12 protein-coding genes are annotated in these 17,653 nt (G+C 70.6%); 2 read left to right on the forward strand and 10 right to left on the reverse strand.

Features of this window, described 5'->3' with window-relative positions; all coding sequences use genetic code 11:
* Positions 1 to 91 precede the first annotated feature (91 nt).
* The 10 genes from AB0395_RS18955 to AB0395_RS19000 form a co-directional block, all read right to left on the reverse strand.
* Positions 92 to 2,686 (reverse strand): bifunctional FO biosynthesis protein CofGH, encoded by a 2,595-nt coding sequence (locus tag AB0395_RS18955; protein ID WP_366282169.1) that lies wholly within the window; start codon positions 2,684 to 2,686, stop codon positions 92 to 94.
* 343 nt (positions 2,687 to 3,029) lie between these two features.
* On the reverse strand, positions 3,030 to 3,929 hold the full coding sequence (locus AB0395_RS18960) for a DNA-3-methyladenine glycosylase 2 family protein (protein WP_366282170.1): 900 nt from the start codon (positions 3,927 to 3,929) through the stop codon (positions 3,030 to 3,032).
* Positions 3,930 to 3,977: 48 nt separating this feature from the next.
* Complete coding sequence (locus tag AB0395_RS18965) at positions 3,978 to 5,072, reverse strand: NDP-sugar synthase (RefSeq protein WP_366282172.1); 1,095 nt, start codon at positions 5,070 to 5,072, stop codon at positions 3,978 to 3,980.
* A 70-nt stretch (positions 5,073 to 5,142) separates the two neighbouring features.
* Positions 5,143 to 6,210 (reverse strand): glycosyltransferase family 1 protein, encoded by a 1,068-nt coding sequence (locus tag AB0395_RS18970; protein WP_366282174.1) that lies wholly within the window; start codon positions 6,208 to 6,210, stop codon positions 5,143 to 5,145.
* Positions 6,211 to 6,354: 144 nt separating this feature from the next.
* Positions 6,355 to 7,281, reverse strand: coding sequence for a lysylphosphatidylglycerol synthase transmembrane domain-containing protein (locus tag AB0395_RS18975; protein WP_366282176.1), 927 nt, complete (start codon positions 7,279 to 7,281; stop codon positions 6,355 to 6,357).
* A gap of 118 nt (positions 7,282 to 7,399) precedes the next feature.
* Positions 7,400 to 8,242, reverse strand: a complete 843-nt coding sequence (locus AB0395_RS18980; RefSeq protein WP_366282178.1) for a class I SAM-dependent methyltransferase — start codon at positions 8,240 to 8,242, stop codon at positions 7,400 to 7,402.
* 241 nt (positions 8,243 to 8,483) lie between these two features.
* Positions 8,484 to 9,662 carry a glycosyltransferase family 4 protein gene (locus AB0395_RS18985; protein ID WP_366282180.1) on the reverse strand — a complete coding sequence of 393 codons (1,179 nt, stop codon included), beginning with the start codon at positions 9,660 to 9,662 and terminating at the stop codon, positions 8,484 to 8,486.
* Positions 9,663 to 10,592, reverse strand: coding sequence for a glycosyltransferase family 2 protein (locus AB0395_RS18990; protein WP_366282182.1), 930 nt, complete (start codon positions 10,590 to 10,592; stop codon positions 9,663 to 9,665). It abuts the gene before it with no gap.
* Positions 10,593 to 10,662: 70 nt separating this feature from the next.
* Entirely contained in the window at positions 10,663 to 11,568 is a 906-nt protein-coding gene (locus AB0395_RS18995) for a permease-like cell division protein FtsX (protein ID WP_366282184.1), read from the reverse strand.
* A 160-nt stretch (positions 11,569 to 11,728) separates the two neighbouring features.
* Positions 11,729 to 13,885 carry a hypothetical protein gene (locus AB0395_RS19000; RefSeq protein ID WP_366282186.1) on the reverse strand — a complete coding sequence of 719 codons (2,157 nt, stop codon included), beginning with the start codon at positions 13,883 to 13,885 and terminating at the stop codon, positions 11,729 to 11,731.
* Positions 13,886 to 14,107: 222 nt separating this feature from the next.
* Between AB0395_RS19000 and AB0395_RS19005 the strand changes: the two genes are divergently transcribed.
* Both AB0395_RS19005 and AB0395_RS19010 read left to right on the forward strand, forming a co-directional pair.
* Positions 14,108 to 15,571, forward strand: coding sequence for a hypothetical protein (locus tag AB0395_RS19005; protein WP_366282187.1), 1,464 nt, complete (start codon positions 14,108 to 14,110; stop codon positions 15,569 to 15,571).
* A 154-nt stretch (positions 15,572 to 15,725) separates the two neighbouring features.
* Positions 15,726 to 17,453 (forward strand): LCP family protein, encoded by a 1,728-nt coding sequence (locus AB0395_RS19010; protein WP_366282188.1) that lies wholly within the window; start codon positions 15,726 to 15,728, stop codon positions 17,451 to 17,453.
* The last annotated feature ends 200 nt before the right edge of the window (positions 17,454 to 17,653 follow it).

A 17,653-nucleotide genomic window follows, 5' to 3' on the forward strand; every position in this document is an offset into this window, starting at 1 on the left:
GCACACCTCCCACCTCAAGAACGCGGAGTACGGACGTGGGCCGCGCGAAGCGCGAAAGGTTCGCGCGGCCCACGCTGCTGAGGCGCTACCGTCAGACCTGTTCGAGGGGGAGCAGGCCGCGGACGCTGCGGCAGACGCCGTCGCTGGCGGCCGAGGCTTCCAATCGCTCGGCGTCGGGCGTGCCGTACCCGGTGGTGCGCTGGCGGATGCGCCGACCGGTGGGGGCGACCATCTCGCCGAGCTCGGTGATGGTCTTGAACGAGCCGTTCTCCGAGCCCGCCATCCGGCTGATCGTCTCCTCCATCAGCGTGCCGCCCAGGTCGTTGACCCCGCCCTGGAGCACCTGGCGGCACAGGTCGTCCTGGAGCTTGACCCACGAGCACTGGATGTTGTCGATCGCGCCGTGCAGCAGGATCCGCGCCAGCGCGTGCACCGCGCGGTTCTCCCTGGCCGTCGGTCCCGGCCTGGCGATCCCGGCCAGGTAAATGGGCGCGCTGTGGTGCACGAACGGCAGCAGCACGAACTCGGAGAAACCGCCGGTCTCCTCCTGCATGCGGCGGATCAGCTGAATGTGCCGCACCCAGTGGGCGTGGGTGTCCACGTGGCCGTACATCATCGTCGAGGTCGTCGGGATGCCGACCCGGTGCGCGGTCGAGATGACCTCGATCCATTCGCTGGCCGGCAGCTTGCCCTTGGTCAGCACCCAGCGCACGTCGTCGTCGAGGATCTCGGCGGCGGTGCCGGGCAGCGAGTCGACCCCCGCCTCCCTGGCCGCGACCAGCCAGTCCTCGATGGACAGGTTCGTACGGCTGGCGCCGTTGATGACCTCCATCGGGGAGAAGGCGTGCACGTGCATCTCCGGCACCCTGGCCTTGACCGCCCTGGCGATGTCGAAGTAGGCGTCACCCGGCAGGTCGGGGTGGATGCCGCCCTGCATGCACACCTCGGTCGCCCCGGCCTGCCAGCCCTCCCAGGCCCGGTCGGCGACCTGCTCCAGGCTCAGGGTGTAGGCGTCGGCATCGGTACGGCGCTGCGCGAACGCGCAGAAGCGGCACCCGGTGTAACAGACGTTGGTGAAGTTGATGTTGCGGTTCACCACGAAGGTCACGTCGTCGCCGACGGCCTGCCTGCGCAGGTCGTCGGCGATCCGGCACAGCTCCTCCAGCGCCGCGTCGTCGGCGCCCACGCCGTTCTGGTCGCCCGCCACGTCGATCAGGGCGAGCGCCTGAGCCTCGGTGAGCCTCGCCGGGTCGGCGGCGGCCTGCCGCAGCGCCTCCCCGACCTCCCCGACCAGTGCGGCGGGGGCGGTCGCCGCGGGCAGCCGCTCCTTGAGGGCCTCCCAGTCTCCGTAGACGTTGTCGAAGTCGTCACGGCGGTCGGCGGTGCGGCCCTCGGTGTCGACGGCGGTGTGCAGGTCGACGCGGCCCGCCGAGACGAAACCACCGTCGGGCTCCTGCCAGGGGCGTCCGGTCAGGACGGCGTCCTCGCGCGCCAGGCCCGTCTCGGGATCGGCGAGGGCGGCGACATGGGCGTGCAGGCGGGGGTCGAGCCAGGGCTCGCCCGCCAGCACGAACTCGGGGTAGATGGTCAGCCGCTCGCGCAGGGTGAACCCCGAGGCGGCCGTGCGGGCGGCCAGTTCCTCGATCTGCGGCCACGGCCGCTCGGGGTTGACGTGGTCGGGCGTCAGGGGTGAGACACCGCCCCAGTCGTCGATCCCGGCCCTGATCATCAGGTCGTACTCGGAGTCGACCAGGTTCGGCGGGGCCTGCACCCTCATCTTGGGGCCCAGAACCAGCCGGGTCACCGCGATCGTGGCGGCCAGTTCCTGCAGGTCGGCGTCCGGCATGCCGCGCATCGCGGTGTCGGGCTTGGCGCGGAAGTTCTGGACGATGATCTCCTGGAGCCCGCCGTACTCACGCGCCACCTTGCGCAGCGCGAACAGCGACTCGGCCCGGTCCTCGACGGTCTCGCCGATGCCGATGAGGATGCCGCTGGTGAAGGGCACGTTGCTGCGGCCCGCGTCCTCCAGCACGCGCAGCCGTACGGCGGGGTCCTTGTCGGGCGAGCCGTAGTGCGGCATGCCCTTGACCTCGAACAGGCGCCGCGAGGTCGTCTCCAGCATCATGCCCATCGACGGCGCGACCGGCTTGAGGCGCTGGAGGTCGCGCCAGGTCATGACGCCCGGGTTCAGGTGCGGCAGCAGCCCGGTCTCCTCAAGCACCCGGATCGCCATCGCCCTGACGTAGGACAGCGTGTCGTCGTAGCCGTGCGCGTCCAGCCACTCGCGAGCCTGGGACCAGCGGTCCTCTGGGCGGTCGCCCAGGGTGAACAGCGCTTCCTTGCACCCCATGGCCGCGCCCTGCCTGGCGATCTCCAGCACCTCGTCGGGGCTCAGGAACATGCTTTCCAGCTTGTGCGGAGCGGTCGCAAACGTGCAGTACCCACATCGGTCGCGGCAGAGGCGGGTCAGCGGGATGAAGACCTTACGGCTGTAGGTGATGGTTCCCTGCCGTCCGACGGCCTCAAGTCCCGCGTCCCTGACCCGTCCCGCGTGCTGGAGCAGGGTGTCGAGGTGTTCGTCTCTGGCGTGCAGGAGAACGGTTGCTTCGGTGAGATCAAGAGCTTTGCCGTCACGGGCGCGGGCCAGGGCCCTGCGCATCGCGCTGTCGGTGGGGTTGACGCTCATGACGGCACATTACGACCCGGCTCGGAGTGAGCGGGTCAGGGGGGTACCGGATCGCCGCTCCGGATCATCGCCGGAAGCTTCAGCTCTGCTTAACCGTGCACTCAAGGAAATCTCGATAGACGTAAATTAATGCACCTACATATACTTGAGTCATCCCCCGAACACCCTCCGCAGAGACTCCAGGAGTCAAAAATGATCTGGTTCCTCCTCGCCCTGCTCGCCGTCTCCGCGCTGGCCCCGCTGATCGGAGCCGACACGCGCGACGGCCGCGACTGGCGCCCCACGAAGGACCGCGGTTTCCGGGAAAGACAGGAAGGCCTCGAAAGCCGCGCAAGAGTGCGGGTCAGAACGAACGGTAGTCCCGCACGCTCATCCGCGGCCCGCGGGCCGGCGGCCTCGCACCGCCCAACTTCAGCAGCCTGCTGACCCGATGGCGGTGCCCCCGGTAGGGGGCGAGCAGCCGCAGCATGCCCGCATCGTCGGCCCGCTGGCCGGTCAGCGCCCAGCCGACCAGCGAGGGCAGGTGGTAGTCGCCGACGGAGAGCGCGTCCGCGTCACCGTGCGAGCGCTGGCGGATCTCCGCCGACGTCCACACCCCGATCCCCGGCAGCGCCCGCAGCAGCAGGTCCGCGGCGGCACTGCCCTCGGCCGCCTCAAGCTTCGCGGCGTGCCGGGCGGCGTTCACGATCGTCCTGGCCCGTACGGCCTCTGCCCCCGCCCTGTGCCAGTCCCACGACGGGATCGACCGCCAGACCTCGGGCTCGGGGAAGACGCGCATCCCCTCGGGGACGGGTCCCGGGGCGGGCTCACCGTACCGGTGCAGCAGCCACCGCCAGGCCCGCCATCCCTCCTCGCTCACGACCTTCTGCTCGAGCACGGCGGGCACCAGTGCCTCGAACACCCGGAAGGTCCGTCCGATCCTGAGTCCTTCGTAGCGTTTCGCCGCGTGCCGTACCACGTCGTGCTCCGGCACGAACCCCGAGACGTCGTCGTCCGCCCCGAGCAGCGCGGGCAGCGTCTCCAGCAGCCACTCGGCCCCCTGCCCCCACGCCGCGCCGGTGACGTGCCCGTCGGCGGCGAGGGCGACCCGTATCGTGCCCGGCCCGTCCGGGGTCCTGCAGGTGCGCCAGACCGCGCCATCCGGGGTGCGCCGCCAGGCGGGGTCCGTCCCGCCATGCCGTAGCGGCTGGAGGGTCAGCCTGAGGTCGAGCGGCCTGTCCGGCCGCCAGGCCCGTTCTTTCACAAAACAACCCACAAACTCGTGAAACGTGACTTCCGCGTGGTGGGGCGGTCAGGTGTCGCTGGAGAAGCGGACGGCGCACTCGGGAAGCACAACCCCGGGCCAGACACGGCTGCCCGCCAGGAGCTCGTTGCGTGGCCCGACCACCGCGCCGTCGCCGATGACCACGTCACGCAGAACCGCGCCCGAGGCGATCTCGGCGCCGATGCCGACGACCGAGTCGACCACGGACGCCCCCGCGCGGATAACGCAGTCGTCGCCGAGCACGCTGCCGGAGACCTGCGCGCCCGACTCGACGACCGCGCGGGCGCCGACGACGGAGCCGCCGTCGACCTTCGCCTCCACGGAGACGACGGCTCCGGGCAGAGTGAGGAAGTCGCCGGTGGGGCCGGGCAGGGCGGGCGAGGCCAGGCGGCCGAGGACCAGGTCCCGGGAGCCCTGGACGAACGCGGCGGGCGTGCCGACGTCGAGCCAGTAGGAGGCGTCGGCGTAGCCGAGGACCAGGGCGCCGTCCTCGATCAGGCCGGGGAAGGTCTCCCGTTCGACGGAGACGACCTCGCCCGCCGGGATCGCGTCGATGACCGAGCGGGTGAAGACGTAGCAGCCCGCGTTGATCCGGTTGGTGACCGGGTTCGGCGTCTTCTCCAGGAACGCGGTCACCCTGCCGTTCTCATCGGTCGGCACGCAGCCGAACCGCGAGGGGTCCTCCACCTCGGTCAGGTGCAGGGTGACGGCGGCCCGCCTGGCGACGTGCGTCGCGACCTGGTCGGCGATGTCGTGGCCCGACAGAATGTCGCCGTTGAGCACCAACACCGGGGCGTCGGGGCCGCAGGTCAGCGCGTCCGCGGCGTTCCTGATGGCGCCGCCGGTGCCGAGCGGGGTCTCCTCGGTCATGTATTCGAGCGAGAGCCCGAACGCCGAGCCGTCCCCGAATGCCTCGGAGAACATCTCGGCCCGGTAGGAGGTGGCGAACACGATGCGCCGCACGCCGAACGAGCGGGCTCTCGCGAGCTGGTGGGCGAGGAAGGGAACCCCAGCCGTGGGCAGCAACGGCTTCGGCGTGCCCAGGGTCAGCGGACGCAGTCGCGTTCCTTGTCCTCCGACAAGAAGAATCGCCTCAAGTGCCGGCAAAGGGGTCTCCATCATCCCGCGAGATTAGCTCACTGTTCAGCGGCGTGCTGATTAGGTCATTAATTGGAAGCAGATTGATTGTCCGTTAATCAAGGGCCCGCTGATACGACAGCAGATGCGCCTCCGCTGAGGCCTCCCAGGTGAACTCCTTCGCCCTGGCCTGTCCCGCCTCCGACAGGATGTCACGGCGCTCCTGCGAGGTCAGCAGAGCGCGCAGCGCCTCGGCGATGCTGGTGTCGTCCGGCTCGGTGTAGGCGACCGCGTCGCCGCCGACCTCGGGCAGCGAGGTGCGGTGCGTGGTGAGCACCGGCGCGCCGCAGGCCATGGCCTCGAGCACGGGAAGCCCGAAGCCCTCACCTCGCGAGGGGAAGGCCGCGACGAGCGCGCCGCCGAGAAAGCCCGACAGGTCTGTGAAGGCCAGGTAACCGGGGCGGACGACCCGGACGCCCGAGGGCACCTCCTCGATCGCGGCGTCGACGTCGACCTCGTGGACGCCCCCGGCCAGCACCAGGGCGGGAGGGAAGGGCAGGTCGTGCACGGCCCGCGCGAAGCCCCTGATCAGGTTCGGCAGGTTCTTACGAGGCTCCATCGGGCCGAGGAAGGCAACATATGGCGTGCCGTGCAGGCCGAGCCTGTCGGCGGCGTGCCCGATCTCCCTCGCGGAGGGGCGGTGGAACAGCCGCGGGTCGACCCCGTGGTAGGCGACGTCGATCCTGGTCGGGTCCGCGGCCAGCACCCTGACCAGCTCGTCCCTGGTCGCCTTCGAGGGGACGACCACCCTCGCGGCGTGCCGGACGGCGGTGCGGGTCGCCGAACGGAAGAAGGAGGCCTTGACCGCGCCGTGCTGGAAGGCCTCGGTGAACCAGGTGACGTCGTGCACGGTGACCACGGTCGGCAGCCCGGAGCGCAGCGGCATCGAGTAGTAGGGCGCGTGAATCACCTGGGCGCCCGCCTGCTGGGCGAGGACGGGGAGCCCTGTCTGCTCCCAGGCGAGCCTGGCGGCCCGGTTGGTGATGCCGAGCGGGCCCGGCATGATCCTGGCGGAGGGGGCGAGCGCCGCGTAGCGCTCGGCGTCGGCGCGCTGGCACACGATCGCCAGGTCGGCGCCCGCCCTGTCCAACGCGGAGAGAAGTCCGTCGACATATCTGATCAAGGCACCGCGATCAGCCGGAACCGCGGCCGCGTCGACGAGCACTCGGGGCGTCAAGAACGATCACTCCCCCTCAGGGTCCACGCGGGATTGTTGTCCCATTTCCCCCTCACTCTATTGCGGGGACCTCCGAAAACGTGGGGCAAATCACACGGGTTTTCCCGTTGTTTGATCGCGCGTGGGATCGACGTCATGACGAGCGGCGAACCCCGCCGCACCGGCGCACACGAGATCACCAACAATGATCACAATTCTGGAGCAGAGCGCGACCGCGATCGCCTGTCCCTGGCTCAGCACGGGCGCCAGCACGGCCACCATCGCCACCTCGCGCACCCCGGCCCCCGCGGGGACCACGAACGTCATGATGCCCAGGCACCAGGACAGCGCGAACGCCCCGACGGAGAACACGGCCACCGAGACACCGGAGAGTCCGAAATCGTGGATGATCGCCGCCAGGTGCAGGCCGTACGCGGTCCAGCCGAGCAGCGCCCAGCCCAGCGCGGTGAGCATGCCCGTGCGGGTGAGCGGGCGTTCGAGCGGCTCACGCTTCAGCTTCCGCAGGCCGAACCCGAGGATCCCGTTGATCACCCGCGGCTCGAAGATCACCGCGAGCACCGGGATCAGCAGGAACACCCAGGCGTACGGCGCCGCGGACCCGGGCATGGCGGCCAGCAGCGTCACCCCCGAGATCACCAGCCCGCTGCCGAGCTGTACCGGCAGCGTCAGGAAGAACGCGGCGGCGCTGCGTGACCTGGGCACGCCCAGCTCCCTGCCCATCTCCATCTGGGCGAGGACCGGCCAGAGCGAGCCGGGGATGTACTTGCCGAGCTGGCCGACGAAGAAGACCTTCGCCGCGGAACGGAACGGCAGCGGCGAGCCGAGGTCGGCCAGCAGCGCCCGCCACGTCATCATGCCGCCGCAGAGCGCGGCGACCACGGCGAGCAGCGACAGGGCGAGCGCCTGCCAGGACAGCAGGGCGAACCCGGCGCGGACGGCGTCCCACTGTCTGGCGACCGCCCACGCGCCGAAGCCGAGCGCGACGAGCAGGAAGCCGACACGGACCAGCCGTTTCACGAGACCCGCCGTTTCCCGGCCGAGCGCTCCCCGGCCGCCTGCCCCGGGGCCGGTCGTTTCCCGGCCGCCCGCGTCAAAGACGGTCGTTTCCCGGCAGGCCGCCGCACGATCGGCCGCCTCATCGGGGAAGCACCGGTTCCGGCGGCTGCGGCAGCGACGCGCCCGCCGGGCGCCGGGTGCTCTTGGTCGCCACCCACAGGTAGGTCGGCACGACCGGAAGCAGCGCCTGCAGGACGGCCCTGGGCAGCCGGGACAGCACGCCCTCCGCCGCCCTGCCGACCGCGCCGGGGAACAGCTCGGATCCGGCGAACGCCGCCGGGGTCGCGAGCACGGGGAAGGTGTAGTCCCACACCCGCAGACCCCGCACCATCCTGCGCAGCCCCCTGCGGGTCCGGTAGCGCTCGTAGTAGCTGTCGGCCCGCCCGAAGAGGCGGACGTAACGGTCGGCGAGCGCGGGCGGCAGGTAGGACAGGAACGGCAGCTTGTAGTGCGGCTCCATCACCCCGAGCCGGTTGCCCAGGCCGAGGTAGAGCACGCCGTCGTCGGCCAGCACCCGGCGCATCTCCGCCATGATCGCGTCGGGGTCGACCACGTGCTCGTAGATGTGGTTGAAGACCAGCACGTCGACGGAGCCGTCGGGGAAGGGCAGCGCGGTGCCGTCGGCGCAGACGAAGTCGACCCGCTCGCCGAACCGCGCCGCCGCCTTGCGCAGGCCCGGCACGTCGATGTCGACGCCGAACGTCCTGCTCGCGCCCGCCGCGGCCAGTTCGTCGGCGATGAACCCGGCCGAGCATCCGATGTCGGCGACCGTCAGGCCCTCCAGGACCCTCTCGTCCCTGCCGAGGAAGTGGCCGAGCACCGCCACGATCTTCGCGGCCTTGCGACGGCGCTTCTCCTCGTCCAGCATGGCCGCCTGGAACTCGGAGTACTCCAGCTGCGCAACCCGCCTGCCGTCGCCCATCGCCCGCTCACCACTCCTCGTCGAGATCGCCGGGCCGCGCCGGGTCGTATGGATTCATGCTGGTTCACACTGGTCAGCGAACGTTCGTCACCGGCCTTGGCGGCGCATCCGGCCATGCCCGCGATGTTCCGCGCTGTTCCATGCTGGTCCACGCTGGTCCACGATGTTCCGTGAAGCCCTGTGATGTTCCGCCTTGACGCCCAAGGGTACCGGCGAGCACGGACCCTACCGCCGGGTAAGGTCAGTCCCGCACCAGCGCCTTGAGGTAGGACGCCCAGTAGGGGGCGGGGTCGACGGCCTTGACCCCCGCGCGGAGCCGCTCCGGCTCGCCGGGCCGGTAGAACGCGCTCAGCGCGGCCCGCAGACCCTCGGCGGAGCCCGGTTCGACCAGCAGGCCGTCGACGCCGTCGGTGACGTGGTCGCCGAGCGTCCCGACCCGGCTGGCGATCACCGGAACGCCCTGCTCGTGGCCGAGCCACACCTGCTGGCTGGCCGTCCCGCTCCGGTACGGCAGGACCAGCGCGTCCACGTCCGCGAACAGCTCCGGCACCTCGCCGTCGGCCACGTAACCGGGGCGCAACTCGACCCTGCCGGTCAGGCCCAGCTCGGCGACCAGTGCCTTCGTCTCCTCAAGCCCGCCCCAGAACTCTCCGGCGACCCGCAGCGAAACGCCCTCGGGCAGCGCGCGGATCAGCAGGTCGAGGCCCTTGTAGGGACGGACGAGGCCGAAGAACAGCAGCCGGTTCGCCACCGCGGCGCCGTCCCCGCTTGTCGCGCCGCCCTCGCTTGATGTGCCGTCCTCGTTTGACGCACCGTCCTCGCTGGATGTGCCGTTCCCACCTGACGCGCCGTTCCCGGCCGCTCTGACGGCCTCGCCGCGCCCGCGGAGGGCCGCGGGCAGGTGCGGCGCCATCTCGGCGACCGTCACCGGGGCCGGACCGAGACCGCGGGCCAGCGCGGCCTGCGGCTCCGAGTGGGCGAGCACCCCGTCGACCCTGCGCAGCAGCGCCCTCATCAGCGGCGCGTCGTACGGCTTGCGCTCATGGGGCAGCACGTTGTGGCACAGGGCGACGACCCGGGTCCTGCGGCGCAGGCCGTACAGGATGCCCAGGTAGGGCGGCACCTGAACGGGGCTCAGCACGACGAGGATCACCAGGTCGGCACTGGCGAGGCGGCGCCCGGCGCGCACCCAGCCGTCCGGGCGGCGCCAGTCGAGGTCGCGCAGGACGTTGGGGAACGGGGCGCCGTCCGGGGTGTCCACGGTCTGCTGCCCCGGATAGAGGAAGGACGGGTACTGCGCCCGCCACGACTCGATCAGCACGTCGTGCCCCGCGTCGCGCAGGCGGTGGGCCAGCTCGGTCGTGTGCGCGACCCCGCCGCCCTTGTAGGGATGGGCGGGCCCGACGATCGCGATGCGCATCTACTCGCTCCTGGAACGCACGATGAGGTCGGCGAGCAGCGCGAGTGAGCCGATGAGCAGGCCGGACAGGAAGATCACGATGGTGTTGCTGGTCAGGTAGAACCCGTAGCGGACGATGTCGACGACGCCCTTGACCAGGCCGATGCCGACCAGCCAGAGCGCGGGCGGCATGAGGACCTTGAGCGGGTTGAAGTACATGACCATCCGCAGCACCTGCAGGATGTAGCGGTAGGCGTCGGAGATGAAGCTGAACTTGGACTTGCCCGCCCGCTTGCTGTACTCGATCGGCAGGTAGTAGACGTCGTGCTGGTTGGACAGGAACGACAGCGTGATCGTGGTGACGCAGGAGAACCCGGGGGGCAGCAGCCGCAGGTACGGCCTGGCGACCGACTTGCGGAACGCCCGCAACCCGCTGTTGAGGTCGGGGATCTTCTGACCGGCGAGGCGCTCGGCGACCTTGCGGATGAACCACTTGGCCGGGACCCGCAGGAACTTGTGTGTTCCCTCCTCGGTGGTCCGCGCGCCGACGACCTGGTCGATCGTGTGGTCCTTCTCCAGGATCTCGACCAGCTCGGGGATGCGCTCGTTCGGGTAGGTCATGTCCGCGTCGGTCCACACGACGATCTCGCCGTTGGCCTCCTGGGTACCGATCCTGCGCACCGTGCCCGAGCCGCCGTTGCGGTGGAAGGCCCGGATGCGCATGTTCGGGAAGCGCGGCGCGGCCTCCTGCAGCCTGGCCAGGGTCCGGTCGGTCGAGAAGTCGTCGACGGCCACGAGCTCATAGGTGTAACCGCTGCGGTCCATGGCCTCGCAGATGCGCTCGATCTCGTCGATGACATGGTCCTGCTCGTTGTAACAGGGCAGGACGATGGTGACGTACGGCGTTGCGTCCACAGCGGTTCCACTCTTCGGCGTCTCGGGCGTGCTCACGTCGGGCGAGGATACTCTGCCCAGCAGGAGGCCGAATCCACTTCACTTATTCACGGGGTCCACAGGCGGCTCAGTCCGCGTCCATGACATCGGCGGTCCATCCGACACCCGGCAGCCGCTTCATCGTTTCCGTGAACAGACGGGCGTCTTCCGGGTCGACGAGTTTGACGTAGTACGTCGGCGCGGACATTTCCAGGTGGAGGCCGGTCTTCGCCCACCGGAACGACTCAACCCGCCGGTGGTGCGCGGCGTTCTCGACGTAGACCCGCTCGACCTCCGGCATGTTCGCCAGCTTGGCCTCGACCGCCTTCCTTTCCTGCGGCGTGGCGGGCCCGCGCCCCTCACAGCTCTTCTCCTCGCACAGCGCGACGGAGACGTCAGCCTTCCCCACCCAGAAGTTGTGGCCGTAGCCGTAGGCGTAGGCGACGCCCGGCATCTGGACGAGGGCGGGACCGAACCGGTTGATGTCGGCCCGGCTGCGGAGCGTGCCCTGGAACGACTCGGGCAGATCCTTGGCCTGCATGACGGAGAGCATGATCTCGTCGTCGGCGAACCGCTCCCTGAACTCCTCAAGCGCCTCCTGGCGGGACCGGAACCTCACATCCGCCACCTGGGGCATCGCCCGCAGCCTCGCCTCGATCGCGCGCCGCTGCTCGGCGGTGACGGCCCGCTTGTGGCACTCCTCCCAGAAGGCATTGTCCCAGCACAGGGCGACGGTGAACCCTCCGCCGCCGGGCCACGGGCCCGCAGGTGGCGGGGAGAACTTCTGGCCGCCCGCCCAGGGGCCGTCCGGGGACGAGGACTGCGCGGTGTGCGGCCGTGCCGAAGGGGATGGGGAGGCCTGGGCGGTTCCCACGGCTCCCAGCAGTGCGGCGGCGACCGCCACACCGCACAGCAGGGCGCGACGGGCTCCCGCCCGCGTCCGCCCATCGCCCGAACCGTTCACCCGATCCATCGCGTCCAATGCGTCACCCACAGTGATAACCAGATATTTCCACCAACAGCCAGGAATGGATATCACGGATTCGATCACCGTTCGGCGGGTGGGCCCGCGAAGCGGAACCCGGGACGAAACCGTTATCCACAGCCGCCTTCGTCTCCTTCACGGCGCGGCTTCGCGGCGGAAAGGGGCGAGCTCAGGACAGTGGAGACTCGTCCGGGACGGTCATCCAGGCGTCGACGGCCATGGACCAGGTGCCGTTGGGCGGGTCGACGAGGGAGCGCTCGTCCTGGCGGGCTCGGAGCTTCATCACCTGGACCGGCTCGCCGTACGGGGCGAGCTGGTCGCCTCTGACCGCGAGCAGCACCGGGACGCGGCCCGTCGAGCGGACGCGGTCGATCAGGCGGGTGACGTCGGCCGGGTCGGGGATGTCCGCGCCCTGGCGGAAGACCACCCTGGCGGTCGGCACGCCGCAGGTCCCTCTGACGACCTGGGTGAGCCGGTCACCGGTGACCCGTTCGACGATCAGCGCCGAGGCACGGGGCGGGATGGCCGCGCACAGCGCCTCGACCGCCGCCCGCTCGCCGCGCTCGACGGGGGTGAAGGCGGTGCCCGCCGAGGTGATCACGGGAGGGATGAGCAGCAGCAGCGCGCCGGCGGCGACCAGGCCGTTCTGCACCGCCTGGCCGTACCCCATCCTGCGTGCCTTCTCCCTGACCCAGCGCAGGCCCCAGACCGCGAGCAGGATCAGGCCGGGGATGACGATGGGGACGAGCCGTCTGGAGGCCCACGGATGGTCGGGGGTGATGGAGGGCAGCAGGAGCGTGGCGACCGTGGTCCAGCCGACGACGGCCAGCGGCAGCAGCCAGCCGAACCCGCGCCGCCTGACCAGCCTGCGCGTCAGCAGGGCCGCGGCCAGCGTGGCGAGCACCACGACCGGTATCCCGACGTACCAGATCACCCAGTAGAGCGACTCCTCGTAGTAGAGCCTGCTGCCGTCGGTCGCCAGCCCGTTCGACTCCTGGGTCCGCTCGATGAACCCGGCGTTCAGCACGTCGTCGGGGGTCATGGGGAGCCGGGTCACGGTCTGCAGCCACGGCCTGACCGCGAAGGCCACCATGACCAGCACCACCAGGCCCGCGGCGATCTCCGGCAGCCACCGGACCCGCACGACCCGTCGCAGCGCGGGCGCCAGCACCGGAGTCAGGGCCGCGGCGATCAGGGTGAGCACCAGGACCGCCCCGCAGATGGCCAGCAGCGGCCTGATCGAGCCCGACAGGTAGGTCAGGTACGGCCTGGCCAGGAAGTAGGCGGCGGCGAGTCCGAGCCCGGTTCCCACGGCGAGCCCGCAGAGCAGCGGGACACCGAGTCGCCCCTCCTCACGGCCGTCGGCCCTGCGCATGGCGATCAGCAGCCCGGCGTAGACGAGCACGGGAAGGATGTCGCGCAGGCCGTCGATCCTGATCAGGATGGCCAGCCCGAACACCAGACCGGCGAGGTCGGCGCCCGCGACGGCGCCGTAGGACTGGGCGGCGCGGATCAGGCCAGGCTGCTCCCCCGAGGGAACGGGCGGCAGATAACCGAGCCCGGTGACGCCGGAGCGGAGCCTGACTCGGGCGTCGTACAGCAGGACGAGGCCGCCGAAGAGCATGATCAGGGACGGTAGCTCGCTGAAGGTGGTGCGCGAGGTGTAGAGGATCGGCATGCTGACCGCGAACACCAGCGCGGCCAGCGGGGCCCAGCGGGCGCCAACGAGCCTGGCGACGAGTCCCGACAGGACGAGCACCGCCAGGGCGCCGAGCACCGCGGGAACCAGCAGCAGCCCGGTCAGGCCGCCCAGCCAGTGGCCGAGCGCCTGGATCATCGGCGGGCCCGGCATGAACTGCGGCACGACCGCGCCGCCGTAGTCGTAGAAGCCCATGCTGTCGAAGCGCAGCGCCGGGTCGGCGCCGCCGAAGGCCGCCTCCTGGTAGGGGATGGGAAGCGAGCCGTGCCCGGCCAGCCAGACGGCGTACTGCGCGTAGGTGGCGGGATCGCGGCGGACGATCAGCTGCTCGCTGCCGAACAGGCCGTTGAAGACCGCCGAGCCCAGGGCGATGGCGACCACGGCGCCCGTCTGCCTGGCCGTCGCCTCGACCGTCTCCGGCAGGCGGCGCAGGCCGTACCGGCACAGGAGCACGGCGGCGAGCAGGCCGAGCGGCAGCGCCGCGACCGGCCTGAACACGCCGAGCAGCAGCAGCGGCAGCCCGGCGAGCAGCCAGCCGGCCAGCACGAGCGCGGGCACGGCGGACAGCACGGCGAGCATCCTGCCCGCCGAGGGCCTGCGTGTGCGATCCGACCAGCCGATCCTCATAGCTGCCCTGAGCGTAGTGGCAGCACCCGTCGGCGGCGAAGGGGCGCGCGACGGCCCAGGTGGAGCCGGTAGCGTACGCGCAGCGCGCGAAGGGGGCGGAAAGTGATCGGGTGGGCGCGACGACATCGATGGTTCCCCGGGGGGCCGGGAGGGCGGGAGCGGCGGCGACGCCGGTCCTCCGAGGGGCCGGGAGGGCAGGGACGGCGGCGCCGTCCCCCCGCGGTGCTGGACGGGACAGTGCGGCGGCACCGGTGGTTCCTGGGGGTGCTGGGCCTCGGGATCGTCCTGCGGGTGGTCACCATGCTCGGCTACCGGCCCGTGCTCTGGTTCCCCGACTCCTACACCTACATCGTCACCGCGTTGCGGCCCAGGCCTGACCTGGTCCGCCCCGCCGGATACTCGATGTTCCTGCGGCTGCTCGAACCGTTCCACAGCTTCGCCCTCGTCGCGGTGGTCCAGCACCTGCTGGGGCTCCTGGTGGGCGTGCTGGTCTACCTCACCGCCCGACGGCTGCGCGCGCCCGGCTGGGCCGCGGTGCTCGCCTGTGTGCCCTCCCTACTGGACGCTTACCAGATAGAGCTGGAGCACCTGCTGGTCTCCGACACTCTGTTCGCGGCGCTGGTGCTGTCCGCGGTCTGCCTCGCGGTCTCCGGCCCCGCCGTACCGGGACCCGTCACCTCGGGATCTGGCGCTTCGGGACCCGGCAGGGCGTGGGTGGTGCGGGCGTGTGGGATCGGCCTGCTGCTGGCAGCGGCGACGCTGACCAGGACCGTCGGGCTACCGCTTGTCGCACTCTTCGGAGCCTGGCTGCTCTATCGGGCGCGGGGCCGGGTGGCGGCGGCCTCGGTGATGCTGGCCGCGGCGACGCTGCCGATCCTGGGGTACGGCGCCTGGTTCTACGCGACCTACCACCGGATCGGCCTGGTGGGCGCGAACGGCGCCTTCCTCTACGCGAAGACGATGACCTTCGCCGACTGCGCGGTCATGAAGCCGCGTCCCGGCCTGGCCGTGCTCTGCGACCCCCGGCCGCCCGCCCTGCGGCCCCCCTCCCAGGAGTACATCTGGAGTCAGGACTCCCCGCTGGTCAAACTGCCGGGCATCACCTTCACCCGGGAGAACGACGCGCTGGCCGCGGAGTTCGCCTCGCTGGCCATCCGGAGCCAGCCGCTCGGCTACCTGGGCTCGGTCCTGTCCGAGCTCGGCCGTTCCTTCACCCTGGACCGCCCTGTCTACCCGGACCAGGAGATCTACGACTACTACCAGTTCCCCTCGACTCCTCCGGCGCCGCCGGGGCGCTACCCGGCCTTGGTGGGTGCCGGATTCGCCCAGCGTTACGAGCAGGGGCCGATCGGCACCAGGATCGTCGAGCCGTACGCGGGCTGGATGCGGGCGTACCAGCGCGTCGTGAGCCTGCCCGGTGCGGCGGTTCTGGTGATCCTGCTCGTCCCACCGGTGGTCGCGGGGGTCCGGCGGCTGCGTCCGCTGCCGGTCAGGCGGGTGCGTCCGGCCTCGGCGGAGTGGCTGCTCCCCTGGACGACGGCGGTGGTGCTGCTCGTCATACCCGCGGCGGTCGCGGAGTTCGACTACCGGTACGTACTGCCCGCCGTACCGGCTGCCTGTCTAGCCGCCGCTCTCGCAGCAAGTAAACCTTCTTTCAGTAACATTCCAAGAAATGTCCGTATTTGAGTATGCTGGGCCGCCGGATCATCACGGAGGCTGCGGGGGGCGGTCATGACCAAGTTCGCATCATCACGGCTCCCGGTACGGACCTCGTGACCTACTCTTTGGGCGCAATGAGCGAGCTGGGACAGCGGGCGTTGCCGCCGAGCAAGGAGATCGCATGAGCGACCACCGGCACGTCGCCGTGAGCGATCGCACCGCCGAACCGACCGTTCCGGGCCGCAGGGCGTCCCGGCGAGCGGGCCGGGACGGCGGGGCGCCGGAGGAGGTCTCCCCTCTCTACGAGGAGCCTCCCCGGGGACCCGGCGGCTCGAGGCGGTCCCGGGGCTCCGGCTCCTCCGACGGCAAGGCCAAGCGGCTCGGTGTCGGCGCCTGGGTCAGCATCGCGCTGACGGGCGTTATGGTGGTCGGCACCCTCACCGGATACAAGTTCTACCGGGACATCGAGGGCAACATCGCCCGCGAGGACGTCGAGGACAAGCTCGGCGCGAACCGCCCGCCGGAGACCGGCGCGCTCAACGTCCTCGTCGTCGGCTCCGACAGCCGCGACGGCGCGGGCAACAAGAAGTACGGCCAGCACCTGCAGGGGACAGGCGAGCGGACCGACACGATCATCCTTCTGCACATCTCCCCGAACCGCGACAAGGCGACCCTGATCAGCTTTCCCCGCGACTCGATGGTCCAGGCGCCCCAGTGCCAGAACCCCAAAACCAAGGCACTCATCCCGGCGGGCCTGCGGCAGATCAACGCGACCTTCAACGACGGCGGCATCGCCTGCACGTGGAAGACCATCGAGACGCTGACCAACATCCACATCAACCACTTCGTCAAGGTCGACTTCTCCGGGTTCAAGGGCATCATCGACGCCCTCGGCGGCATCGAGATCTGCCTGCCGAAGGACGTGATGGACAAGAAGGCCAAGCTCAACCTGACCAAGGGCAAGCACGTCGTGAAGGGCGAGACCGCCCTGGCCTACGTCCGCGCCCGCTACACGCTCGGCGACGGCAGCGACATCAGCCGGATCAAGCGTCAGCAGGTCTTCCTCACCCAGGTGATGAAGAAGGCCACCAGCTCCGACCTGCTGACCAGCCTCCCCAAGCTGACCGCCTTCCTCAACGCCGCGACCTCCTCGGTGACGATGGACCGCAACCTCACCACGGGGCGCCTGCTGGAGATCGCGCAGAGCGCGGCGTCGCTGAACGCCAAGGGCCTGAAGTCCGTCACCGTGCCGTGGAAGCCCTACGCGCCCGACCCCGGCCGGGTCGAGTGGGCCCAGCCGAAGGCCGACCAACTGTTCGCCGCGATCCGCAGCGACATCGAGGTACAGCCGACCGCGACGCCGAAACCCTCGGCGAGCGGCAATCAGACCGCCGCCCCGGCCAAACCCGCGATCAAGCCCTCCCAGATCAGGATCCAGGTGCTCAACGGCACCAACACCTCGGGCAGGGCCCAGGAGGTCGCGGACGCGCTGACCGCGCAGGGCTTCACGGTGACCGAGGTGGGCGACGCCCGGCTGTCCAACGGCGCCGACCAGCCGAAGACGAAGGTGCTGTACGCCAAGAACGCCCAGGAGGGCGCCGACTACGCCGCTCCCGTGGCCGCCAAGCTGCTCAACGACGAGAAGGTCAAGCCGGAGGGGGGCAAGGTCAAGCCCGGCAGCACCAAGCCGTACGCGCCCTCCACCACCCCGACGCCCGGCACGACGACCGCCGCCGACACCAGCGGCACCACCGGCACGACCACGACCGGGGCGACGGGAACGGACGGCCAGGGCCCGGTGATCCAGTTGATCATCGGCGCCGACTGGAAGGGCGTCGCGTCCCCCATCAAGATCCCGGACAGCATCAAGGGCGACGTGATCGACGCCAACACCAACCCCTGCCTCTGAGCATCGTGACAGGCTCTCCCCCGGTACGGCGCGCTCAGGTACGGCATGGCCGGGGGAACGGGCGCGGAACCGCGAGGACGGCGGGACGGCCACCGTCCCTCCGTCCTGACCGCCCCGGGGGTCACGATCCGTCCGAGGACCCCATTCCACCTGCTCCGCACCATCTGACGATCACGATTCGCCGGGAACCCCGTGAAACG

This window comes from Streptosporangium sp. NPDC051023, from assembly GCF_040689595.1.
Taxonomy (GTDB): domain Bacteria; phylum Actinomycetota; class Actinomycetes; order Streptosporangiales; family Streptosporangiaceae; genus Streptosporangium.